At 40.6% G+C, this 24,250-nt stretch carries 20 protein-coding genes and 5 pseudogenes; 12 read left to right on the top strand and 13 right to left on the bottom strand.

Translation table 11 applies throughout. The features are described 5' to 3' along the window. The 3 genes and pseudogenes from G4P69_RS25575 to G4P69_RS25565 all read left to right on the top strand — a co-directional run. Positions 1-353: pseudogene (locus G4P69_RS25575) on the top strand (photosystem II D2 protein (photosystem q(a) protein)); the annotation flags it as partial. Next, the gene (psbC, locus tag G4P69_RS25570; protein ID WP_208342908.1) at positions 337-1,722 is read left to right on the top strand and encodes a photosystem II reaction center protein CP43; all 1,386 of its coding nucleotides are present in this window, start codon (positions 337-339) and stop codon (positions 1,720-1,722) included. The pseudogene G4P69_RS25575 and the gene psbC, both read left to right, overlap by 17 nt. A 291-nt stretch (positions 1,723-2,013) precedes the next feature. Beyond that, entirely contained in the window at positions 2,014-3,090 is a 1,077-nt protein-coding gene (locus G4P69_RS25565; protein WP_208342902.1) for a fatty acid desaturase, read from the top strand. 144 nt (positions 3,091-3,234) lie between these two features. On the opposite strand, the gene G4P69_RS25560 is transcribed toward G4P69_RS25565, so the two are convergent. After that, positions 3,235-4,524 carry a Glu/Leu/Phe/Val family dehydrogenase gene (locus tag G4P69_RS25560; RefSeq protein ID WP_208342901.1) on the bottom strand — a complete coding sequence of 430 codons (1,290 nt, stop codon included), beginning with the start codon at positions 4,522-4,524 and terminating at the stop codon, positions 3,235-3,237. Positions 4,525-4,889: 365 nt separating this feature from the next. Here G4P69_RS25560 and msrB point away from each other — a divergent pair, with 365 nt between their 5' ends. The 3 genes and pseudogenes from msrB to G4P69_RS25545 form a co-directional block, all read left to right on the top strand. Continuing rightward, positions 4,890-5,297: a peptide-methionine (R)-S-oxide reductase MsrB gene (msrB, locus tag G4P69_RS25555; protein ID WP_208342900.1), complete on the top strand. Its 408-nt coding sequence runs from the start codon at positions 4,890-4,892 to the stop codon at positions 5,295-5,297. A 414-nt stretch (positions 5,298-5,711) separates the two neighbouring features. Then, positions 5,712-6,245 carry a translation initiation factor IF-3 gene (infC, locus tag G4P69_RS25550; protein WP_208342899.1) on the top strand — a complete coding sequence of 178 codons (534 nt, stop codon included), beginning with the start codon at positions 5,712-5,714 and terminating at the stop codon, positions 6,243-6,245. 286 nt (positions 6,246-6,531) lie between these two features. Further along, a pseudogene (locus G4P69_RS25545) lies at positions 6,532-6,809 on the top strand (hypothetical protein); the annotation flags it as partial. Between the two features lie 11 nt (positions 6,810-6,820). Here the strand turns inward: G4P69_RS25545 and G4P69_RS25540 are convergent. Then, complete coding sequence (locus G4P69_RS25540) at positions 6,821-7,117, bottom strand: type II toxin-antitoxin system RelE/ParE family toxin (protein ID WP_208342896.1); 297 nt, start codon at positions 7,115-7,117, stop codon at positions 6,821-6,823. Then, positions 7,114-7,338 carry an addiction module protein gene (locus G4P69_RS25535; RefSeq protein ID WP_208342895.1) on the bottom strand — a complete coding sequence of 75 codons (225 nt, stop codon included), beginning with the start codon at positions 7,336-7,338 and terminating at the stop codon, positions 7,114-7,116. Before G4P69_RS25535 ends, G4P69_RS25540 begins: the two co-directional genes overlap by 4 nt. Positions 7,339-7,613: 275 nt before the next feature. Between G4P69_RS25535 and G4P69_RS25530 the strand changes: the two genes are divergently transcribed. Beyond that, positions 7,614-10,574, top strand: a complete 2,961-nt coding sequence (locus G4P69_RS25530; protein ID WP_208342894.1) for an MFS transporter — start codon at positions 7,614-7,616, stop codon at positions 10,572-10,574. Between the two features lie 71 nt (positions 10,575-10,645). Then, on the top strand, positions 10,646-11,020 hold the full coding sequence (locus tag G4P69_RS25525) for a hypothetical protein (protein WP_208342893.1): 375 nt from the start codon (positions 10,646-10,648) through the stop codon (positions 11,018-11,020). A gap of 26 nt (positions 11,021-11,046) precedes the next feature. On the opposite strand, the gene G4P69_RS25520 is transcribed toward G4P69_RS25525, so the two are convergent. From G4P69_RS25520 to G4P69_RS25510, 3 genes are all read right to left on the bottom strand, one after another. Beyond that, complete coding sequence (locus tag G4P69_RS25520) at positions 11,047-11,343, bottom strand: type II toxin-antitoxin system RelE/ParE family toxin (protein WP_208342892.1); 297 nt, start codon at positions 11,341-11,343, stop codon at positions 11,047-11,049. Beyond that, positions 11,340-11,606: a ribbon-helix-helix domain-containing protein gene (locus tag G4P69_RS25515; protein ID WP_208342891.1), complete on the bottom strand. Its 267-nt coding sequence runs from the start codon at positions 11,604-11,606 to the stop codon at positions 11,340-11,342. Before G4P69_RS25515 ends, G4P69_RS25520 begins: the two co-directional genes overlap by 4 nt. A gap of 144 nt (positions 11,607-11,750) precedes the next feature. After that, positions 11,751-13,250, bottom strand: coding sequence for an amidase (locus tag G4P69_RS25510; RefSeq protein ID WP_208342918.1), 1,500 nt, complete (start codon positions 13,248-13,250; stop codon positions 11,751-11,753). A 90-nt stretch (positions 13,251-13,340) separates the two neighbouring features. Between G4P69_RS25510 and G4P69_RS25505 the strand changes: the two genes are divergently transcribed. The 3 genes from G4P69_RS25505 to G4P69_RS25495 all read left to right on the top strand — a co-directional run bounded on the left by G4P69_RS25505 (position 13,341) and on the right by G4P69_RS25495 (position 18,461). Next, entirely contained in the window at positions 13,341-13,931 is a 591-nt protein-coding gene (locus G4P69_RS25505; protein WP_208352083.1) for a TetR/AcrR family transcriptional regulator, read from the top strand. An 82-nt stretch (positions 13,932-14,013) separates the two neighbouring features. Beyond that, a complete protein-coding gene (locus G4P69_RS25500; protein WP_208346688.1) occupies positions 14,014-14,829 on the top strand; it encodes an MOSC domain-containing protein in 816 nt (271 codons plus the stop codon). A gap of 137 nt (positions 14,830-14,966) precedes the next feature. Beyond that, the gene (locus G4P69_RS25495; protein WP_208352079.1) at positions 14,967-18,461 is read left to right on the top strand and encodes a DUF7379 domain-containing protein; all 3,495 of its coding nucleotides are present in this window, start codon (positions 14,967-14,969) and stop codon (positions 18,459-18,461) included. A gap of 100 nt (positions 18,462-18,561) precedes the next feature. Here G4P69_RS25495 and G4P69_RS40910 read toward each other — a convergent pair. From G4P69_RS40910 to G4P69_RS25475, 5 genes and pseudogenes are all read right to left on the bottom strand, one after another. Then, positions 18,562-18,852: pseudogene (locus tag G4P69_RS40910) on the bottom strand (tetratricopeptide repeat protein); the annotation flags it as partial. A 9-nt stretch (positions 18,853-18,861) separates the two neighbouring features. After that, a pseudogene (locus G4P69_RS40905) lies at positions 18,862-19,011 on the bottom strand (ATP-binding protein); the annotation flags it as partial. 82 nt (positions 19,012-19,093) lie between these two features. Beyond that, complete coding sequence (locus G4P69_RS25485; RefSeq protein WP_208352072.1) at positions 19,094-19,318, bottom strand: hypothetical protein; 225 nt, start codon at positions 19,316-19,318, stop codon at positions 19,094-19,096. Further along, positions 19,315-19,701, bottom strand: a complete 387-nt coding sequence (locus G4P69_RS25480) for a GIY-YIG nuclease family protein (RefSeq protein WP_243903056.1) — start codon at positions 19,699-19,701, stop codon at positions 19,315-19,317. Before G4P69_RS25480 ends, G4P69_RS25485 begins: the two co-directional genes overlap by 4 nt. Before the next feature lie 52 nt (positions 19,702-19,753). Then, the gene (locus G4P69_RS25475) at positions 19,754-19,891 is read right to left on the bottom strand and encodes a P-loop NTPase family protein (RefSeq protein WP_208352089.1); all 138 of its coding nucleotides are present in this window, start codon (positions 19,889-19,891) and stop codon (positions 19,754-19,756) included. 416 nt (positions 19,892-20,307) lie between these two features. Here G4P69_RS25475 and G4P69_RS40900 point away from each other — a divergent pair. Next, positions 20,308-20,472 (top strand): annotated as a pseudogene (locus tag G4P69_RS40900) (IS701 family transposase); the annotation flags it as partial. A 227-nt stretch (positions 20,473-20,699) separates the two neighbouring features. Here the strand turns inward: G4P69_RS40900 and G4P69_RS25470 are convergent. Together G4P69_RS25470 and G4P69_RS25465 are read right to left on the bottom strand one after the other, a co-directional pair. Then, positions 20,700-21,506 (bottom strand): DUF928 domain-containing protein, encoded by an 807-nt coding sequence (locus tag G4P69_RS25470; protein WP_208352071.1) that lies wholly within the window; start codon positions 21,504-21,506, stop codon positions 20,700-20,702. Between the two features lie 48 nt (positions 21,507-21,554). Further along, positions 21,555-24,065, bottom strand: a complete 2,511-nt coding sequence (locus G4P69_RS25465; protein ID WP_208352068.1) for a CHASE2 domain-containing protein — start codon at positions 24,063-24,065, stop codon at positions 21,555-21,557. Positions 24,066-24,250: the final 185 nt, after the last annotated feature.

Here is a 24,250-nt window from a genome sequence, read left to right as displayed (position 1 = left end):
ACCCAACCCAAGCGGAAGAAACCTACTCAATGGTGACCGCAAACCGTTTCTGGTCACAGATCTTCGGTATTGCCTTCTCCAACAAGCGCTGGTTACACTTCTTCATGTTGTTTGTACCAGTTACAGGCTTGTGGATGAGCGCAGTTGGGATTGTGGGATTAGCGCTGAACCTGCGGGCTTACGACTTCGTATCGCAAGAATTGCGAGCAGCAGAAGACCCAGAGTTTGAAACTTTCTATACAAAGAACATTTTACTGAACGAGGGCATCCGCGCTTGGATGGCTCCTCAAGATCAGCCTCACGAACAATTTGTATTCCCTGAAGAGGTACTACCACGTGGTAACGCTCTCTAATAGATCCATAAATTTGGGGGGTCGCGACCAAGACTCCACCGGCTTTGCTTGGTGGGCTGGTAACGCCCGTTTGATAAACCTTTCCGGTAAACTACTGGGTGCTCACGTTGCCCATGCTGGTTTGATTGTATTCTGGGCTGGAGCGATGACTTTATTTGAAGTCGCTCACTTCATTCCTGAAAAGCCCATGTATGAGCAAGGCTTGATCCTCCTACCTCACCTTGCTACTTTGGGATGGGGCGTTGGTCCTGGTGGTGAAGTTATTGACACCTTCCCATACTTTGTCGTCGGTGTACTGCACTTAATTTCCTCAGCTGTACTCGGCTTTGGTGGTATATATCACGCAGTTCGTGGACCAGAAACCTTAGAAGAGTATTCCTCATTCTTTGGTTACGACTGGAAAGACAAGAACAAAATGACAACCATCATCGGGTTCCACCTGATCATCTTGGGATCTGGAGCCTTATTGTTGGTACTCAAAGCAATGTTCTTTGGTGGTGTATATGATACCTGGGCACCTGGTGGTGGTGATGTTCGTGTTATCACTAACCCGACGCTCAACCCAGCCGTAATCTTTGGTTATTTGGTGAAAGCTCCCTTCGGTGGCGAAGGATGGATCATCAGTGTAGATAACCTAGAAGATATCATCGGTGGTCACATTTGGCTTGCCTTGATTTGTATTAGTGGTGGTATTTTCCACATCCTCACCAAGCCTTTTGGTTGGGCACGTCGTGCTTTCATTTGGTCTGGTGAAGCTTACCTGTCTTACAGCTTAGGCGCTTTGTCTATGATGGGCTTTATCGCCTCTGTAATGGTGTGGTTTAACAATACCGCTTACCCAAGCGAATTCTATGGTCCTACTGGTCCTGAAGCTTCTCAAGCTCAAGCTTTAACCTTCTTAATCCGTGACCAACGCTTAGGTGCTAACGTTGGTTCTGCTCAAGGTCCAACAGGCTTAGGTAAATACTTGATGCGTTCTCCTACCGGTGAAATTATCTTCGGTGGTGAAACCATGCGCTTCTGGGATTTCCGTGGTCCTTGGTTAGAGCCTCTACGTGGTCCTAACGGTCTTGACTTGGATAAAATCAAGAACGATATTCAGCCTTGGCAAGCTCGTCGCGCTGCTGAATACATGACTCACGCTCCTCTAGGTTCTCTGAACTCCGTTGGTGGCGTGGCTACTGAAATCAACTCCTTCAACTACGTATCTCCTCGTGCGTGGTTAGCAACTTCTCACTTCGTGTTAGGTTTCTTCTTCCTCATTGGTCACCTGTGGCATGCTGGACGCGCTCGTGCTGCGGCTGGTGGTTTTGAGAAAGGTATCGATCGCGAAACCGAACCAGTATTGTTCATGAAGGAACTTGACTAAGTTTTAACAAAAGAACTCAGGAGACAGGAATCAGAATTCAGAATTACCCGAGAGCAACCAGCTGACTCGTCTTGTGGTTTAAATCCCCATCATCTTGATTCTGACTCCTGAATTCTTACTTCTGAATTCTTTTTTTAGATTTCTTTCATCACTGATGTTATAACGAAGCTCCTGTGTTAAAGCAGGAGCTTTTTTTCTGCGCTGCAATAAAGTTAACATAGCTGCCACCATTAATGGTATGTTAAGAATCTTGTCTTTTTATTCCAGTTGGCGGTAGTAGCTATAAATAAAATGTCGATTGATCTAACTCAAAATCAGAGGTTTGAACCCCCTCAGACTACACCAGAACTTCCCTTTACCCTTAAAGATTTAAAAGAAGCGATTCCTAGCTACTGCTTTGCACCTTGTGTGAGTAAATCTCTTGCCTACTTTTTTATTGATGTAGGAATCATTAGTGGACTCTATGCGATCGCCCACGCGCTAGACTCTTGGTTTTTTTGGCCTATTTTTTGGTTAATGCAGGGAACGATGTTCTGGGCATTATTTGTCGTCGGACATGACTGTGGACACCGTTCCTTTTCCAAATACACTTGGCTCAACGATTTGGTCGGTCATCTTGCCCATACCCCCTTGCTCGTTCCTTTCCACGGTTGGCGCATCAGTCATCGCACCCACCATAACAATACAGCCAGTCTCGAACATGATGAAAGCTGGTATCCAGTCAAACAATCGATCTATGAGAAAATGACCTGGTATGAAAAATTGCTTCGCTTTGAGTTACCCATGCTCATTGCCTACCCTATCTATCTGTTTACACGTTCACCTGAACGAGAAGGGGGAGGGGGTTCTCATTTTCTGCCCAGTAGTCCCCTATTTCGTCCTTCAGAGAAATGGGATGTGATCACCAGTAGCATCTGCTGGATACTGATGGTGACTTTACTGAGTTTCCTGACTTATCAATGGGGCTGGTTATGGCTGTTGAAATACTATTTGGTACCCTACATTGTTTTTGTCATCTGGCTAGACTTAGTGACTTTTTTACACCATACAGAGTTAGATATTCCTTGGTACCGTGGGAAAGATTGGTATTTTCTCAAAGGTGCTCTATCTACCATTGATCGCGATTATGGATTCATCAATCCCATCCACCACAACATCGGTACCCACGTCGCTCATCACATTTTTCTCAATATTCCTCACTACCATTTGAAGACAGCAACCGAAGCGATTAAGCCAATTTTAGGAGATTACTACCGAAAATCGGATCAGCCTATTTTCAAAGCTTTCTGGCACTCTAAAAATCATTGTCATTACGTCCCTAACTCGGGAGGAACCGTCTACTACCAGACAAAAACCCCCCTTGACTAATTGAAAAACTCCACCCTTTGTGGGTGGAGTTTTTGGGCATGGGGCATGGGGAAGAAATTTCCAATGCCTTGTGCCTAGGCTGCGGGGTTGCGTACAACCTGCACCCACAACCGAATGGATTCGAGCGCCGCTTTCAAAGAAAATTTAAGGATACAAGCCTCTGTCGAGAAGAGCTTGAGCCACACGACCAACACCTAAAGTGTAAGCTGCAAGCCTTATTGAAATTTGCCGTACCTTCGACTGTTGGATCACCTGACGGTAAGCTTGTACCATCAACTGTTCCAATTCCCTATTGACACGCTCCTCATCCCAAAATACATACGAAAGTCCCTGCACCCACTCAAGATAACTAACGACAACACCACCAGCGTTAGCCAAAATATCTGGCAGCACTGTCACACCTCGAGCTTCTAGAGCTTTATTTGCCTGGAGATTGATTGGACCATTAGCCGCTTCAGCAATAATATTGGCTTGTACCTGATTCACATTTTCCTCTGTGATCTGGTTTTCTAAAGCTGCTGGAATAAGTACATCGCAGGGTAAAGTTAGCAGTTCAGCATTACTAATTGGTTCAGCATTAGGGAAACCAACAACACTCCTATGATTATGTGCAGCATAAGCTTTCAAAGCAAGAATATCTAAACCAGCCTCACAAAAGACTCCACCAGAGCCTGTCGATACTGCTATTACTTTCGCTCCTGCTTCGTACAGTAATAAAGCCGCCGCACTTCCTACATTCCCGAAACCCTGAATTGCGACTCGCGTTCCCTTGAGAGATTTGCCTAAATCAGCAAGCGCCTCACGGACGATGATGAATACACCGCGTCCAGTTGCCATTTCTCGTCCTCGTGAACCACCAATCGAAATAGGCTTACCAGTTACAACTCCTGGAACGGCATGACCCATATTTACTGAGTAGGTATCCATCATCCAAGCCATTTCACGTGCAGACGTACCCATATCTGGTGCTGGAATGTCCACTGACGGACCAATATCTTTAATCAATTCACTGATGTAGCGACGAGTCATACGCTCTAGTTCGCCAACACTGTAAAGTTTTGGATCTATAGCAATACCTCCTTTTGCACCACCGTAAGGAATACCTAACAGCGCACATTTCCAGGTCATTAGCATTGCTAAAGATGATACCTCTCGCAACGTCACACTCGGATGGTAACGAATGCCACCTTTATAGGGACCTAAAATATCGCAGTGCTGTACACGGTGTCCGGCAAAGACTTGCACTTCACCGTTATCTCGTTTTACTGGAATCGAGACTGTGACAACTTTGCGTGGCTTGCTCAGTATCTCTACAATACTTCCATCAAGCTTTAATTCACGCGCTGCTTCCTCCAGATAACTACAGGCTTGATCAAATGGACAAATGTGCGCTGGAGAAGCATTCTCTAGCGGTAACAAGGAAGTTGACATCATAAAATTTTTCTGGCGGTATCTCCGCTCCCCGGATATGTATCCCTAGCGTAACTTCTTTTCTTTGAAAAAATTGAATTTTGTAGTTTTTGTTACATTTTAAAGAGCATTTACATGATATATAATTCACTCTTAGGAAGATGCTTATTGCTGCTTAACAAAATCTCTTTGTCAGTAATTGATTCTGACTTCTAACTCCTGACTCCTGAATTCTGTCTTCTGACTCCTTCTTCAATAGTTCGGTAATAGCGATTGAAATGTTCGGAAAACTGTTTGCGAAGTACGAGTGTTTTCGTTCATCCTAGTAGTTGAGCCAATTCACTGACTAGCTGGTGGTTAAGTATCGGCACTTTAAAAATAGAGGCTATATGACAACTTCAAAGAAAGAGTTTGAAATTAATAAGACCGAGCAAGAGTGGCGCGAAATTTTGACGCCAGAACAGTACAAAGTGATGCGTGAACACGGCACAGAACGCGCTTGTACTAGCCCACTGGATAAGAATTATGGTGAAGGTAGTTATGAATGCGCTGCTTGTGGGCAGAAACTTTTTACGTCAGAAACAAAATTTAACAGTGGTACAGGATGGCCTAGTTTTTACACTCCGGTAGAAGGAGCGATCGGCTCATCTGTAGATAAATCCTTTTTTATGACGAGAACAGAAGTGCATTGCAGCCGTTGCGGCGGACATCTGGGTCATGTGTTTGACGACGGTCCCGCACCTACTGGAAAACGTTACTGCATCAACGGTGTTGCTTTAAAATTTATTCCAGAGTAATTTCTATTGCTAGAGCATTAGTAAAGTCAATTAGGGGAGGGGTTTCTATATCCCCTGCCCTTATCAGGCACGGTAGTTGATTCATGTGCTATCATATGAGCAATCCGAAGGAGATACCCGTGCCTCGCTTGGAGGATCTGCGTCGATACGTAGCGTCTCCACCAGGAGACGGACTTTTGGCAACGCCCTCTTTGACGCATGTGGTCAGTCCTAGGACATCTAGAGATAGGAATGTTAAGGCTGATGAAGTCTTAAGAATCTCCGTGTATTTAGCCCGGAGAGTGTCAAGAATTAGCTACTCTAGAATATAGAGGCTCCTTTATTTTATCTCCTCAGCGATTTAACTATTTTTTTGCTGAGGTGTGCCATTCTAGATCAAGCCAAATTCTTAACAAAGAGCTCCCACAAATCATAATGTCTGTGATTGAGAAAAAAAGAAGTCGAGATCTCCCCCAAATAAACGAACGAATTCGCTTCCCAAAAATTCGGGTTATTGACACTGACGGTAGCCAGCTGGGGATCATAACCCCGCAGGAAGCACTCCAACTAGCTGAAGAAAAAGAGCTGGATCTTGTGCTGCTTAGCGATAAGGCTGACCCACCGGTTTGTCGAATCATGGATTATGGGAAATACAAGTTTGAACAAGAAAAGAAAGCGCGTGAAGCCCGCAAAAAACAGCACACAGCCGATGTAAAAGAAGTCAAAATGCGCTACAAGATAGAAGAACACGACTATAACGTGCGTGTTAAGCAAGCTGAGCGCTTTCTTAAAGATGGTGATAAAGTCAAAGCGACTGTGATGTTCCGTGGTCGAGAAATTCAACACAGTGACTTAGCAGAAGAGTTGCTCAAAAGGATGGCATCGGACTTAGAGGCTGTTGGGGAAGTTCAACAAGCACCTAAGAAAGAGGGGAGAAATATGATGATGCTCATCTCTCCTAAAAAGTAGGAGTTGCAAACAAAATCTGAGCTTATTAAAACAATAGTACCACACTTTAGCGTTCTAGTAAAGTGTGGTATTTATTTTAGGAATGTCAGTAAATCCCAAATTCCTAGCGAGGAAACCCTCCTGAATTCTGACTCCTGACTCCTTCTTTAAAGAATTTTCTCAAAATCAATAATCCTGAGTGCTGAGTGGGAACAATAAAAAATACTCAGTTACTCAGGATTTTTACCATTTCTAGGGGACTAGCACTCGACCAAACTTTTCAGCCAAAGGGTGACTACTCCAGCTTATGGAACTAAAAAAACACTGGTCTACTGGAAACAGAGGGGCTCTATCACGACTACTACAGTGGGTCAATCTTCGACCAGAGGAAAGCGATCGCACTCTACTAATGTTCGCTTTTTATGGAGCATTGTTAGTTTTTTCTATTCTTGGTTGCAAAAAGCTTTTCTCTTAAGTCAGGTGATAGTGGCGATCGCGCCAGCGATGTTCGTCCCATTGGTTTTATTAAGTTGGGGAATCCAAGTTTCACAGCGGACAGTCGTTGCAATCTTTCTATTAGGTTTAGTACTTTGCCCTTAGCTCCGTTTCTGCCATCCTTTTGGATTTCTGCTACCGTGGAAAACTGCTGTAACAATTACTCGACTCGAAATAATCCGGTAGTAGACAGCATAAGGGAAACGTTTCACAACTGCTCGTCTAACATCGCGGTAAACAACAGGATAGGATTCAGGAAGAAGGCAAATAAAATTTAGCGTCTCGTCAATGCAGTCTAAAAATTGATCGCCTAGTCCTAATTGTTGGCTTTCATACCAATTATATACCTCATCTAATTCGTCGCGTACTTCTGGACGAAATACTAATGCGTAATTCATTCTTGATTGCGGATAGAAGCTCTAATCTCTTGCCATGTCATTACATTATCAGGATTAGCTTGGCTATCAGTGATTCGGCGATCAAGTTCTTGCTTTTGCTGATCGGTTAGTTCGGGATATGCTTGCTCAGTCGCAATACTATCCCAGATTGCTTGTACTAAGAGAATCCGGTCTTCAACGTTTAAGGACATTATCTGGTTTAACGTAGCTGTGATATCCATACAACAAGATGTTTTAGGGTCAGCAAGCGTTTGATACATCTCAAATATAGCTTACCGCAAACTGCCTCCCCTACATTAAAATTTCTTAACATAGCTGTAAATATTAGCCTCGACTTATTTATCGAGTATTCCACCTTAAGAAGAATTGCAAGACTCAATAATTTTGAGTGCTGGGTGGGAACAATAATAAATACTCAGTTACTCAGGATTTTTACCATTTCTAGGGGACTAGTACTCGACCAAATCTTTCAGCCAAAGGGTGACTACTCCAGCTTATGGAACTTAAAAAACACTGGTCTACTGGAAACAGAGGGACTCTATCACGACTACTACAGTGGGTAAATCTTCGACCAGAGGAAAGCGATCGCACTTTATTAATGTTCGCTTTTTATACTTTCACGTCTATAGGGTTACGTTGGTCTGAAGATAGTACAGTGGCGCTGTTTTTGGATCAATACGGCGCTAAATTTCTCCCATTAATTTATATTGCCAATGCAGTCATTGGAGCATTGTTAGTTTTCTTATATTCTTGGCTGCAAAAAGTTTTGCCCCTACGTCAGGTGATAGTCGCGATCGCGCCAGCGATGTTCGTCCCATTAGTTTTATTAAGTTGGGGAACCCAAGTTTCACAGTGGACAGTCATTACAATCTTTCTATTACGGCTGTGGGTAGACGCCTTTTATGTCGTCAACGATCTCAATACCTCAATTGTCGCCAATCAACTCTTTAATATTCGTGAGATTAAACGCGCCTACCCACTAATTAGCAGCGGTATGTTGCTAGCTGACATTATTAGCGGTTTTAGCTTACCAATTCTTGTGCAATTTGTGGGACTTAATAAGGTTATTATGCCAATTTCTAGTGTGTTCATAGCACTAGGAGCAATCATTCTCTGGCATTTAAGTAACGACTATAAACAAGTTTTTCCCAATGCTCCACACAAAAAGATTTCACAGGTGCAGCATCTTCAGCCAAGACGCCAACTTTTAAATCCCTTATTAAAGCACTATGCATTATTGTTGTTTGTGTTTTTTGCTTTCCTACAAGTGCTAGGAGTGTTAATAGATTTTCAGTATCTGACTAAGCTAGAGACCAATTTTAACGACAAAGATATTGCCAGCTTTTTAGGTTTATTTGGTGGAATTGCAGGTGTGTGTGAACTGGGAATGCAATGGATGATCTCCAGCCGAGTACTTGAACGGTTCGGCGTATTTGTAACGATTACTGCTTTACCTGCTAGTGTATTTATCTTATTAGCATTAACAACTCCTTTATTAGGTTTATTTTCCACAAATCAATTGCAGGGATTATTGTGGGGTCTAGTCATTCTCAAATTTTTAGATGAGTTGTTACGTTACACCTTTGTCGCTAGTAGCAGACCATTACTATTTCATCCAATCCCAGAAAAAATTCGCAGCTATGTACAGACATTATCTGGAGGTGTTGCAGAAGCCATCGGTGCAGGGATAGCTGGTGCAGTTATTTTAGTTACTTTATGGTTTTTTAGGCCGTTTCCAAATTTTCTATTGCTTATAGAAACTGCAATTCTGGGTTTGATATGTACAGGAATAGTTTGGTTAATACAAACACGCTATGTTAACTTATTAGTCTTAAGTGCAGGACAGGGTAAGTTGAATGCAAAAGAAGTTGATTTACGAGCATTCAAACAAGCTGTTATCAAAACTCTTGGTGAAAAAGGCAATGAGGCTGAGCAACGTTCTTCTATTCAGATGTTGGCTGAAATTGATCCCAAGGGCGTAGGAGAATTTTTAGCACCTCTACTCATTAAATTACCGCCTTCTTTACAGCAAACTAGTTTAGAGGTGATGTTAACTAAAGGCGCAAATCCCGCTTATTTCCCTGAAGTTCGGACTTTGTTAGAACAGCAGCAATTCACCTTGACGCCGGAGGTTTTTGCTTTAGCCATACGTTATATATGGCTTTTTGAACAAAATCCAGATTTAGGGCAATTAGAAAAGTACCTCAAACAGCCTCAAAACTCACTTATCCGTGCTACCGCTGCCGCCTTACTATTGCGTCGAGGAACACCAATGCAGTCATCTGGTGCAATGCAAATTTTACGGCGAATGCTGACTCACAAACAAGAACGGGAAAGAGTCAATGCAGTTAAAGCTTTAACAGACGCAGTTTATTTGCAGGCGCTACGGATTCACATACCAAATTTGTTACAAGATGAGTCTTTACGAGTACGGTGCGCAGTATTGGAAATGATTGGTGCAAATCATTTGGAGGAATACTATTCAGCACTTATTAGAGGGCTTTATTACAAGTCAACTCGAATGACAGCTATGGGTGTACTAGCAGGACTGGAGAATGAAATTTTACCAAGGCTCACGAAATTAGCTACCAATATTTACAAACCGCAAGTTGTAAGGATGTATGCTTGGCGTACCATTGGTCAAATTCCCACTCTAGAAGCAATAGATACTTTGTGGTTCAACTTGGAAAGTTTTAGGGGTACAACTAGAGATCATATTCTTCGTACTTTACTTCAAAAACGTCAATATGAGGAAGTAACCAGTTTGGTAGATCAATTGCATAGTAAAGTAGAAGCATTAATTAAACAAGAATTCTACTTCTTGAGTGAGATCTATGCCGCTTATACAGAGCTTCAAGCAGAAAATTACCAATCAGGAGAGAGGTTTAATATTGTCTGTCAGTTATTGCAACGCGCACTTCTAGAAGTTGAAATTGATGTTAAAGAGCGATTTTTGCTTTTATTGAAGCTCCTTTATCCTCAAGACAAGATTCAAGCAGCAGCGCTTAATCTCCGCTCTCAATCAGGGGTAAACTTAGCACGAGGATTAGAAATTTTAGAACATACTGTTAATTTGCAAAGCAAGTCAGTGTTGCTGAATATTCTAGATCAGCGCCCACCCCGCGAAAAGTTACAAAAACTTATCGAAAAAGGTATCGCGAAATATCAACCGCTGAGGATAGGCGATCGCACCCGAAATTTAGTAAAGCAGAGAGAGTCACTTTCTGATTGGGGAATTGCGTGCTGTTTTCATTTTGCTCAAGTTGCCCATATTCGACTACCAAGCGAGCAAATTTTAGCAACTCTACGTCATCCTACAGGCTTTGTACGAGAAGCAGCAATTTCGTACTTAAGTGTAGCTTCACCGAATGTTCTACAACAACTTCTACCCCAATTACAAAATGATCCACATCCTTTAATAGTCAGGCAAGTTAGGGAGTTAATTGGGAAGTGTTAGTAGAAAGAATACAGGAGTCAGGAGTCAGAATTTTTGAAAAATCCGGAAAAAATTGTTTGGGAATATGTACTATGGCAGATTTAAATGGTGATTGGTTGGGAACTTACTGGCAAAGTGGAACCCCAACTCGCTTTGAGGCAACTTTCGTTCAGAGCAAGAATAGTTTAAGTGGTTCTATTTTGGATGATAACTATTTAGGAGAAGCTTCAGTCAGTGGTGAAGTAATTGGGCGTAGTATCAACTTTACTAAATGCTATTTAATAACATCACCTCATCCAGTTAAATACATAGGCACACTTTCAGAAGACGAAAATTATATACAGGGAAAGTGGACTATAAACCCTAGATGCTTTGGTGTCTGGGAAGCCAGACGAAGTGGAGAGAATCTGATTGTAGATTTGCAAACTCGACTCCAACAGCAATTTAAGGTGTCAGGAGTGCATTAACAGTCTAAGCGGCGTATCCCGTATGCTTACTCATCAGCAAATAAAGATTCTAAATCTTGACGACCGCTAATTATTCGTAAAATTTCAATACCATCATCAATATCTTTATACAAAATGATATATTTATCTAAGGGTAAGCCACGTAAATCAGCTCTAATATGAGCATAACTACGTCCCATATTAGGAAATTTGGCTAGATTATGACACTTTTTATTGAATTCTCGAAAAAGTTTTTCCCCAGCTTCAAGATTAACGTCCAGAAAGTAGTCTGCAATCTGATTTAAATCCCTGCTTGCCGATGGTGAAATAATGTAATTACTCATTCTTTTTCTTGACGAGCTTTCTTGAATCTATCGAGTATCTCCATTACGACAGTCTCACCGTCTAACCCTTCACCACGTTCTAGTTCTGCAACTGCAAGATCAACTTTTTGTCGTGTTTCTTCTACCCAATCCGTATATTCCGAATGCAATTTTTCAAATAATCTAAACGCTACATCCACTATTTCCTCGGGTGAATTATATTTACCACTTTCAATTTGCGATTGAATTAGTTTTTCTTGTTCAGGTTTGAGTTGAATATTCATATTCTTTTAATTTTGCTTATCTTGACATGATTCAGGAAGAAGGCAAATAAAATTTATCCTCTCGTCCTAATTGTTGGCTTTCATTCCAATTATATGCCTCATCTAATTCGTCGCGCACTTCTGGAAAAAATACTAGTGCGTAATTCATTCTTGGTTCCTGGCTAGTTCGTAACTTGATGGATTTTTGAATCCCCCGATTATATTATCAATCTTTTGAGCAATTGCTAACATTTCCATCTCTCTCCATCGCTTACCTACAATTTGCATTCCCATTGGTAAACCATTGTGAGTCTGACCAATAGGAATTACGATCGCAGGGTGTCCGCTAAGATTAAATGGCATTGTGTATGCTCCGTTAGCAATCCCGTGAGGATAAAGTTTACCGTCAATCTCAACTGCACTCCAAGCTGGGCGATGGGTAAACGCAGTGGTAGCTGCAACGGGAACGAGCCATACATCCCAGGGTTCTAATGCTTGATCCATTTGAACGGTTACGCGATCGCGTTCTGTAAGTGCTTCAAAATATCCCCTGAGGCTGGGATTTAATAACTCAGGTAAAAATCGGCTGAAGTCTCCCAATTTTCGTAATTGTTTGTCACCTTGGGTTGCAGTTCGAAATATTAACTCTAAACTCCGACGAATATTGTATCTATCCTTCGGTTGGGCATAATTGTTGACGTATGCTGCCATCCGAGAATAGAGGTTAATGATATAGGAAATATCAAAGTTCTGGGGAAGCCAACGTTCAATTTGCGCACCTGTTTGGGCTAATTTATTAGCGATCGCATTCATTGCCGTTTTTGTTTCCCTACTCACGGGAACCTCTGTCCATTGATCAATCCAAGCTATTTTGAGATTTTGCCAAGACTTACCTGAAGGTGTATCGAGAGGAATGGGCGGTACATCTGGACGACGAATATCCGCACCTGCAATTAATGAAAAACACAGTCGGATATCTTCCAAAGAACGGGCAAAACAACCCACAGTCATCATTTGTCGCAGACAGATTGGCATTACTGGTACCTCTGGAATTGTTCCCGCTGTGGAAATACGGCGATCAGTTGGTTTTAAACCGTATACGCCGCAGAAATGAGCTGGCTGACGTACCGAACCCGCGAAATCGTTACCTAAATCTAACGCTGAAAAACCAGATGCAACCGCAGCAGCGCTACCTCCAGAACTACCGCCCGGCGTGTATTCAATATTCCAAGGATTATTCACCCTTGGGAAGAGGGAATTGGTACTTTGATAATCACCCGCCAATTCTGCCATATTTGTTTTTCCCACAATTACTGCTCCTGCAGCTCGTAATCTAGCAACCGCAGTAGCATCTTGTTGCGGAACATAATCTTTAAGGGGAATATATCCCGCAGTAGTACGTAGTCCTTCTGTTTCAAAAATATCTTTAATCGTGATAGGAACGCCATGTAAAGCACCCCAATTCTCTCCCCTCGCCAAAGCTTCATCTGCAAGCTTGGCTCTACTGCGAGCATGACCTTCATCCAAGGTGCAAATGGCATTCAATCTGGAGTTATGTTTGGCGATTTGAGCTAGGTAAGCATCGAGAACTTCCACAGACGAAACTTCCCTCTCTCGAATCATCTGGGCTAATTGATGAGCATTTGCAAAGGTTAAGTTAGTCATCATCGAATTTTCGATTTGTGATAAAGTTAATTATATTCACTTTTAGTTAATTGTGTTAACTAATTTGATTAGTTAATTACGAATCCTTCTATGGGTCGTCCAGTTAAAGAAAAATCGTTAACACAGCAGGATGTGATTAATGCTGCGATCGCGTGCTTAGATAAAGAAGGAGAAACTGCTTTAGGTGTAAATCGGGTAGCACGGGAATTGGGGATTAAACCTCCTGGGATCTACAAGCATGTTGATGGAAACACAGGATTGCGACGATCTGTGGCTTTGGCTATTTGGCGTAGCTATTTGGTGGAGTGCAAACAACAAACTATTGGGATTACAGAACCTCGCGATTTATTCCGTACAGCAGCGATCGCAACCCGAAACTTTGCGCGATCGCATCCCTCCAGATACGCTGTAATGATGCAGTATCAAATGAGACCTACTGATGCAGAAGAGGCAGAAATTATCCAAGAGTCCTTGCAGTTGTTCCAGAAGTCGCTACAACTATACGAATTGAATGATAATGCCTTAATTGATGTGATGCGAATGGTTAATGCGGCAATTTATGGTTTTATTATGAGAGAACAGTCGGAATTGATGACACTTAACCGTTCTGCGGATGAAAGCTATGAAGTTATGTTGGATGCGCTAATTGTGGCGATCACACATATTCAGGGTAATATATGATGTCTCTCTGCTTTGGGCGGCTAGCACCTAACAACGGAGGAAATCAAATAAGGATAATAAATGAATGTCTCATGAGTTACTTATGACTGATGTGATTCCTACAGTTTCAAGATTATTAATTTATCCAATTAAATCTTTAGATGGAGTTTGCGTTGAGAACATAAATGTTCTTAGAAGTGGTGCTTTGAAACATGACCGCGAGTTTGCTATCTTTAACAAATCTGGTCAATTCGTAAATGGTAAGCTTGATGCTCGAGTTCATGCCTTACGCTCTAAGTTCGAGATTGAAACCAATACTGTTGCTCTGCAGGCTCAGGGAACAGATAGTACACACATATTTCATATTGAAAAAGATCGGGAAGCACTTGAAGAGTGGCTTGGTGAATACTTTGGTTTTGCAGTAGAAATAAAACAAAATGTCGACACGGGCTTTCCAGATGATACCGTATCTCCTGGTCCAACCATCATCAGCACAGCAACACTAGAAGCGATCGCCTCCTGGTACCCCGGACTTGACGTTGAAGAAATTCGCTCACGTTTTCGCGCCAACATCGAAATTTCAGGTGTCCCTGCTTTCTGGGAAGATCGGCTTTTTGCAGAACCAGAAGAAACGGTTAATTTCCAGATTGGAGAGGTAAAGTTTATGGGTATCAATCCTTGCCAGCGCTGTGTGGTAATTACTCGTGATTCCCAGACTGGAGAGGTTTATCCAAACTTCCAAAAAACTTTTGTGGCACAACGGCAAGCAACTTTACCCGAATGGGCACAGCGTTCACGATTTAACCACTTCTACAGATTAGCAATCAATACGCGGCTACCAGCTTCTGAAGGAGGAAAAACGATCTCTATAGGTGATCAAGTTATATTCCGAAAAACGGCAGGCTCAAGATGTATCTAAGGATAGATCATAATATCTGCCGGTTCAGCCATTGCTTTACAACTCCTCACACGCCCACAAGCGTTGCGACAGGGATGGTACACGAGCCGTGGGTGTCGCCTATCTCATTACCCATTCATTCAGCTAGGAGAACAACTGTGACCAAAAAAATTTATGCGTTATTAGTTGGTATTGATAATTACCATCCTCAATCGAGAGGGGTGAATTCGCTTCAGGGTTGCGTCAATGACATTGTAGCAATAGAAAAATACTTACATCAGCGAATAGCTACTGATAAAAAATGGGAATTAGTTGAAAAGAAGCTAACTAATGATTTAGCAACACGTCAAGCGGTTATCGACGGCTTTTTGCAACATCTATGCCAAGCTGGCAGCGAAGATGTCGTATTGTTTTATTATGCGGGTCACGGTTCCTACGAAAAAGCGCCAGATGTTTTTCGGAGCCAAGAACGAGATGGTAAAATTGAAACTTTAGTTTGCTATGACAGCCGTACACCACAAGGTCGAGATTTAGCAGATAAGGAATTAAGCTATTTAATAGAGCAAGTAGCAAAAAACAACCCCCACATCCTGATTATTTTGGATTCTTGTCACTCTGGTACTGCAACAAGAGATCCAGAAGTTGTGGAACGTCAAACAAATTCAGATGGAACAGTAAGAGATTTAAAAGATTTTATTTTTCCCGAAGAATGGGCACGTCATCGATTAAGCGATAGTTACCAGGTACCCAGACACGTAGCAATTGCTGCTTGTCGTGACATTCAAACAGCGAAAGAGTATAAAGACTCAAATGGTCAACGTCGTGGTGCTTTTTCTTATTTTTTAACTGAAGCTCTACAGCGTACAAATGGTAGTTTATCCTATACGAATTTAGTTCAAGATATTAATGCTTTGATAACCGGTAAAGTTAAAGACCAGTCACCCCAAATAGAAGCAATATCTGATGACTCAATACAACCTTTCTTAGGAGGTGCAGTAGGAGACCCTATAAATTACTTTCCTTTTGTCTATGATAGCAATACTCATAAAAATTGGGTAATTAAGGGCGGTCTTTTACATGGTATTCGTTCCACATCTGATGGTGAGACTTTTTTAGCTATTTTTCCTCAAGGAACTGAACTAGAAAAGTTACGGGAATTTGACAGTGCTATTTGCAAAGCAAAGCTTACTCAGGTATTTACAGAAGTGAGTATTGCTGAAATTAGCGGTGACAGCAGCAAATTATCTGAAGATCGACCTTATTGGGCAATTGTAACCGCAGTACCACTACCCAAGTTAAAGGTATATTTTCAAGGTGATGCTCAAGCTGTTGAACTAGCTCGTAAAGAACTTTCAACAGCTAATGCTAGTGAACCTTCTTTATTTGTTCGAGAGACCCAATCCTTGACTGATGCTGATTATTATATAGAGGCAATTAATAGTCAGTACTGGATTAAGCAGCCTACTGATAAACAGGCATTAGTAGCACCAGTTCCAGATGTACCCGATAACCAAGGTTATACCCAAAAAGCAGCAAACACAACAATCAAACGTTTAGAGCATATTGCACGTTGGAAGAATATTCTGGAATTGAAAACACCACCAACTAGTCAAATTAAAACTGGTGATGTGGAAATGGAAGTGATTATCACTTCAGGAGATAACAAATATTCATCAAAAACAGAAACTTCTGCGCTGCGAGGAGAATATACTTGGAAAGATAATAAGTGTGAACCACCACGGGTAGAAATCAAAATTAAGAATAATAGCGAGGAAGACTTGTATTTTCAAGTCCTAGAATTAGCTCAGAGCTTCCTAATAGGAAATGCTGGCTTCTTTGAGGAAAGAAGCAGTATACTTATACCTAAAAAATCTGAAATTACTAATGCTAAAAAATTAAAGATAACAATTAATAAAAAATATTTGGGAAGTGGAGTGACTGAATATGATACGATCTTAAAACTAATTGTCAGTACTAAAGAATTCAATCCAAGTTTACTAGAACAACCTGCATTAGATTCTCCACCTCCAGTAAACCGCTCATCAGGTTTATCTGGTACTCTCAACCGTTTGATGAACAACGTTTATACTCGTGAAACTGAGTCAGAAGACGACGAATATATCGATAATTGGATGACTCAAGAAGTTAAAATTACTCTGCTAAAACCACCTGGTGGAGTGGAAATAAAAGAGTCTCAATCAACTAATTTACTACCCGGTGTCGAGTTACACGGACATTTAGATTTTAAGGGTAAATTTAGTTTTAACGCTTTACCTCCAATTAGTCGGGATGTGAACAGTAACTTAATACCGCCTATTTTCTTACAAGACCAAACTAGTCTTCAAAGAGACGGAAAGAAGCAATTTGAACCCTACGAATTTAACATAACTCGCAGCCTTGATTCCTTCCGCGTTTTAGAAATTGCTGATGTGCAAAATCACAAAAGTGTAACTTCGGAAAACCCGATAAGATTATTGATTGATAAACCATTATCATCAGACGAACATATCTTACCCATAGCTTATGATGGAGAATTTTTCTTACCTTTGGGTAAAGCTGAGACAATAAATGGTAAGACACAAATTACTATAGAACGTTTACCCGAACCAACAGTTAATAGTCGCAGTTTGCAAGGTTCAATTAAAATACTTTTTCAAAAAGTATTTTACGAAAGTGGGGGTAAGCAATTGGGTGTAAAATTTGACTACCCACTTTTAAGAATTGCAAACGTCTCCGACAGCGGACGGGTGAAGTATAATGCCAACACTAAGGAAATTCAAACACAAATTGCCTCAGCCAATAAGATTCTGCTTTATATTCATGGTTTTATCGGCAGTACAGAAGGCTTGCTTCCTAGTGTTTTGGCAAAAACTACAGAGAATGGACAACAGAAAACTCTACAAGATAAGTATGACTTAGTTTTGGCTTTTGATTACGAAAATCTAAAGACGACAATTCAAGAAAACGCCAAACTACTTAAGCAAAGATTAGAGGAAGTTGGTTTAACTGCAAACAACGGGAAACAATTAGATATTGTTGCTCATTCAATGGGCGGTTTAGTGGCTCGTACTTTTATTGAGCAAGAAGATGGAAAACACATTGTCCAACACTTAGTAATGTTGGGTACGCCTAACGCTGGTTCTCCTTGGCCTAAAATACAAGATTGGGCTTTTACTGCTCTTGGTATAGGGTTAAATCAACTTTCTAGGGTTGCTTGGCCTGTAAATATTATTGCTGGATTAGTGGCATTTTTGGCAGCTAACGATCATGCTTTAAAGCAGATGGAACTGGACAGCGATTTTATTCAAAGCATCGCCAAAAATATTGACCCCAATATCCAGTACACGATAATTGCTGGCGATCGCTCAATTCGTCCAGAGGCATTACAAGTTGAACCCGGAAAAAACTCCAGTCAAATACAGCGACTCATGCAGAAATTATTTGGCTCTGCTGTAGATAGTGTCGTAGATAAGGTGTTTCTCCAACAACCAAACGATATCGCAGTCACCCTAGAAAGCATTAAACGTATCAGCCTAGAACGAAACCCTAAGCCAAGAATTATATCACCAGATGCTGCTTGCGACCATCTGACCTATTTCAGCACTCAAGCTGGTTTAGATGCTTTAGTACATGCACTGTGTGACGATTTGTAAATTTCGTAGGGTGGGCATTGCCCACCTTATAACATACATTCCGCACTTCACTTTGAAACACGCAATTATATACTTTGACGGATTGCTTAAAAATTAAGAATTATCCCTCACTGTTTTGCATCTGTGTGTGTAAATATTCCAGGTTTTTCCGAAAAGTCACTGTATTTGGATGATTTATACCCAAAGTGCGATCAGCAATCTCCAATGCTTGGATGTAAAGAGGTTCTGCTTGTTCATATTTTCCTTGAGATTCGTAGAGTCCAGCTAAATTGTTCAAGCTGGCTGCAACATCTGGATGATCGTCTCCCAATAGCTGTTGTTTTAACTGCAAAGCTTGTTCATAAAGAGGCTCCGCTTCTTCATTCCTTCCCTGGTAGTTGTAGAGTAGCGCTTGCCCTTCCCCAATATTAACGTTATACTTGCCAATTTGTACCGTACCTTGGATGGATCTGGTGCTAATTGGCTGACGCAATAATGCTAAATCTGCCTCAGTATGTTGGTAACCGAGAACACGCTCAATAATAGCTAATAAATCGTCAGAGGCAGGCATTACTAAGACTACTTCTAAATAATTTCACTATAACTTAAGGAACTTCAATGAAATATTTATCGATGCCGGAGAAACTATAATTTTATTCATTCCCATCTTTCAGACGTTGAGCAAGTAGACAATCCTCAAAGCTAAATGCTTCTTCATCTAGAAAACTAGATATTGCCATTTCGATAGTCGCTTCGAGCGAGCATTCAAGTTCAGTGGATTTTTTTAAGAGTGCAGCTTTTATATAATCAGGTAAGTGGTTAACGAGCTGATTAATTGCTTCCGGGGAAAGGTGTTGGGTGCTAATGGTTTTAGTCATAATTCTCTGGGAATTTTAACGTTGTAAGGAGGATGGCTAGCTTGGAGAATAAGGGTTTCTAATTCATATAATAACCCTGGTTTTTGCCACTGGTTGAGACTGACGAAGGTAATCCGTACATCTTCTGGATTGTAACGGTCAAGCCAGCCCCAGAGAAAGGCTTTGTGTCCCCCGCGTAACCTGTCTCGTAAATTTTTAGCTTTGCCGATGTAGAGTAAACCTTCGGAGGAATGTCGAAATGCGTATAAGCCTACTTTAGCAGGTATGTCTAAAAAATCGCGACTGAGAGGATGACATTGCTCGAAACTAGTGAAAGCAAGAGTATCAAGGATTTGCTGGGCTTCTTGTTGGATAGAGTCGGGCATAATTACAGGAAATAGCATTTGCCAGATTTTACCTTGACTGTAGAGCAACAGTTGAAGCTTTGCGTTTGAATTACTTTGATTTTGTTAATTTACGTCCTTTGTTGAGGGCATCTAATCGATTGAGAGTGGCGATCGCAAACACTGCACTTGTTTTATCCTGCAACCAAGTCAACAGCGTCCCCAAAATTTGCCGCTCACTTATTCCCACATTCCGCACCCAAAACTGTCACAACCGGTTATTACGGAAATAAATAATCATAAAAAGAATAAAATAATACATAAAAAGATATTTGGAGGTAAAAAGAGGTAGAAATCTTATTCTCAATAAGAAGCAATAAAGAATCAAAGTAACTCACAACTCAATTAATAATTTAATTGCTGATAAATTTGATTAACCGATAAATTAAATTTATTAATTTAAGGCAGTTTAAGTATAAAAAAGCATGGTGTGTACAACGATGTAAGTTTTCATTTTGACATTTTTCCTGACATTTGTACCAAAACTTTTATACTTCATCGAATTATAAACACAGCAGAAGAAAGAGGCTGTTTAAGACAACCTTTTTTGCATGAGAATAATTCTCGTTTTTGTGTAACCCATATCAAAGTTCTATTACAGGACTTCGCCTTCAACGAAATCATATTGCTTGTGCTATGTTGGTTTGGGTAAGATTAAAGAGTTTAGCCTATCAAACAGGTCTTACTATTTATCAAATCAAGCATAACTTGCTTTCTAATTACGCAGGTAGGCAACTAAAATGCCCAGATATTCGTATGTGCCCCTTTTGATTTAAAATGCTGCGTGCCACGGCTGCGCCCTGCCTACCATTTGTGCCAGTTGCGTAAGTCTTGAATAATTTTAGCAAGCCCCTCTGGGTAAGTTACTCCTTTATAGTACTTACATACAAATAATGGCGATCAGCGCTTCGCGATCGCGTCGAGTCAGTTGCGTTTATTATGTAATACATATGTCCTATAATTGAGCGATCGCCTGTGCAAGTTGCGTAAGTCCTGTTCTACTTAAATTTACAGCAGAAAACAACCAACTCTGGGACAATCTTGTCCAAATCAACCTCATCCGATTTCAAAAGTTCTTCCCAATCAATCTTCAATTCTTCATCCTGGGGATTTTGACGACGTAGTTCGATTAGTTGCGTCAGCATATCAAACCAAAAACCATTTTCCCCGAAAACAATTGCGCGATCGCGTCCTTTATTTGCCTGCAATTGCTTTCTCACTTCCGTATTTGGTTGTATTCGCTTAATTCTTAAGCGCACCGCATCAATTCGCGAGGCACAATTAATCGATAAAATCACATCGTAGCTTTTATTATTTTCTAAAGCTGGTGCGTTTTTAGGTAACTTCAGACCAATAACGCCGGGTGTGTTTGCCAGTTCGAATTCCTGTTTGAAAACTTCTTTTTCCTGCGAGTCGATGACTTTTAATACCACCGGAGTTTGAGAGTTCGCTGCGTAGGGTGAATAAAACCAAAATGTTGGGTGATCGCTAACTGTTAAACCCATATTTACCTTGGGAATCAAAAACGTCAGAGGAGGTTTCTTGATGTCGTTAGGACAGGATGCATCGCGAGTATCCCCTCCTTCCCGTCTCGAAGGAGCGCTGATATTTGGATCTTGTACTAATTTGAGTGGTGTTCTTGTTTTTCTAAAACGTTGGGATGGTTTGGGTTGGGAAGTTTGTTTCTGAGGGAGTTTTGCTTCCGATTGTGAAATAATGCTTCCCTCATTGTGATTGCATCCGATTAATAAAAATAGCATTAATGCCAAGGCAAATTGCGGAGATTTGTATTTTTTTAAGTCCATTATTATAAATTTATTTTGAAATTATAATTAGTAATTTATTTAAAATTATCAATTGTGAATTAATTTTTTATACACTGTCGATATATTTAATTGGATTTTTCTGATTTTTTGAGAATAAACATATAAAATTAGAAATCCAGTTGTAGTTAATAATATCAACGCAAGAGGTACGAAGGGAACCCAAAGCCCTAGCCAATAGAATAAAGCGAAGCAGCAACCATATAAAATGATTATGACTAGACCAGTCATTAAAATAACTGCGATCGCACTCCGAAATCGCCAGATGATAAATCCTGCCAATAAAAACCAAACACAAGACAAAGCATAAATCCAAGTAATATTTTCCCAACCAAACCAAGGTTTTAGAAACGGACGGCTATCTATAACCCCACTGAGAAGTTGGCTAATCATTTGTGCGTGAAGCCAAATAGGAGTAATTTCTTGTTGGTAGGGAGTTTGAAAAAGTCTACTGTTGGGTTTATTATTTTTGGCGAATTCCTTGTCTACAACTCCGATAAGAACGATACGGTTTTTGACTAAATTTGCAATTTGATTTGCATTTCTGGGATTTTGAGAAGGGTTGATAAAATATTTAATGGCGATGCGATCGGCAATTCCATCCAGTCGTCTTAAGTTGGTAATTCTATCTTTGGAGGTACGATAATTAAGCAGCATCTGCAATCCATCTGCATCAAAGCTTTGGTACCCTCCCACACGTTTATCTTTGGTTGGGAAACGTTTATCTTCAGTTGGGAAAGTTGGCAGAATCAAATTACCTATTTTTATTTTTCCGTTGGGTAGTGATTCATAATTTAATCCTTGTGCTTCTTCTAGATATTTCAATGCTAACACCAAGCTAAAAGCATAAGGAATTTCACAGCTAGGGTTTCTGGATTCTTCTATACCCAAAGCCAATAAAGAACGACGGAGAATTGTATCATCATCTCTGGAAACGTCGTTAAATCCGAAAGCATTCTCTGTGGCAGGTAAATGTCCTAATTCTTCGCCTTCATGAATTTTTTTACTAGTGTTGCATGAAAAGTATAGATTAGGATTTTCTCCTAATATTTTTTCTAATTGTTGTTTGGATACTTCTTTCTCGCGTGTGTCTAAATCTTGAACTAAACCGATCAACTTAGGTTGATATTTTTGGATTTCTCCGACAACTTGTTTGAGGGTAGAAACAGTTATTGAAGATTTTTTATCCCCTTGTTTCTGTTCGTGTTCGTATTGAATATCATCCGCATCAACTTCAACAACCAAAAGACGATTGTCTTTTGGTTCGTCGGGACGCAATTCCATCATATGGTCGTAAGCTGGCAATTCTAGCTGCTGCAACCAACCGAGATGACGCATCCCTAAAAAAGAAGAAGCTACCAAAAAAGTTGCGATCGCAATAGTTTTTAGTTTGGGATACTCAACAGCAGGAGGTTGAATTTTTTCCTCCAATTTCCCTAAAATTAGTGGTTTACAACTAGGATGTTGAAAAATCACAGGCTGCCAACTAGCACATGGAAAATCATGCTCAATGTCTTTTAAACGTTCCCGCGCTTCTCGAACTGCTAAATTTAATGGCTGACCTTGAGTAAAACCAGCTAGAAAATATTCCAAAAAACGATGTGCCACTTTATCATCAATCTCTTCCCGCATCACAATCATTTGGGGAATATTCAATTTATTTAATTCTGCTGCTAATCCCAAACCATTGCAACAGTTAAAAATTGCCAGAGCAAGTCCTTTTTCAATGGCATTCTTGAGGGCGTATTTTAAATCTTCAATACTTAAACTGTCTTTCTCATTAATTCTGATATAGCCTTTACTAGCATTATTTTTATCTTTCCTTCCATGTCCAGCAAAAAAGAGTATATTCCACGTCTGCTCCCTGAATTTTCGGAGAAGTTCTTGGCTAGTTGGTTCTTTTAAAAATTCAATTGTGGCATCAGGAAATTTATCTTTTAATTGCTGTTCATCCTTTTCAATATCTATTCCTTGGCGACCCCCAAAAATTGCCAGTATCTTAACTTCTCTTATAGTTTCTTCGTATACTTCTGTGGGAGGCTCGTAATCTCTAGGACTCAGTACTATTTCCGTTTTTTTATACTTTTCTAAAATATCCCATAAATTCCAAGGTAACCGTTGCAGGGGTGAATCGTTATCAGCTTGAATAATAATTCTAATATCTTCCTTAGAATCTAGTTTATGTAACAACTCGTCTCTTATCTTTCCAAACCCAGACATAGGTTGTTGTAACCAGTCGTTAAACTGACGTTGGAATTCTTCACTAGCTTTTTTACATCTCTTTATCCTGTCATCAACGGGAGTATGTGTTATCTTATTACGCTCGATTTTTACGCCCCTCCAACCACCCGTAGTTGTACCGTTGAGACTGCGATAGAGATTTTGCAAATCCATGTAGTTTGCTTCAATGTCGCAATCCGCTAGTAATTGTGCCACTTTTTCCGAACTTGGTTGCTGCCCTTCTTCCCCGATTCGCAACTTAACGGGAAAACCCTGATCGAAATCCCCTTTTCCTAGCTCTAAGACAACTAACTTACCCATAGTTCTGATGTAAATTGATTTGTCAGCATACTAGATAATCATTTCACATCATCCCAGAAGGTACTTATACTTGTAAAGCTGTTTAATCTTTTTGTAACAATAATTGCTACTTGAGGATTACAGGTTTGCGGTTGAATACTGAGGCAAAGTGTTGTATTTTGAACTTGTACCCAGAAATGCGATCG

This window comes from Aetokthonos hydrillicola CCALA 1050, assembly GCF_017591665.1.
In the GTDB taxonomy this organism is placed as follows: domain Bacteria; phylum Cyanobacteriota; class Cyanobacteriia; order Cyanobacteriales; family Nostocaceae; genus Aetokthonos; species Aetokthonos hydrillicola.
This window is presented reverse-complemented; position numbering and strand designations above follow the sequence as displayed.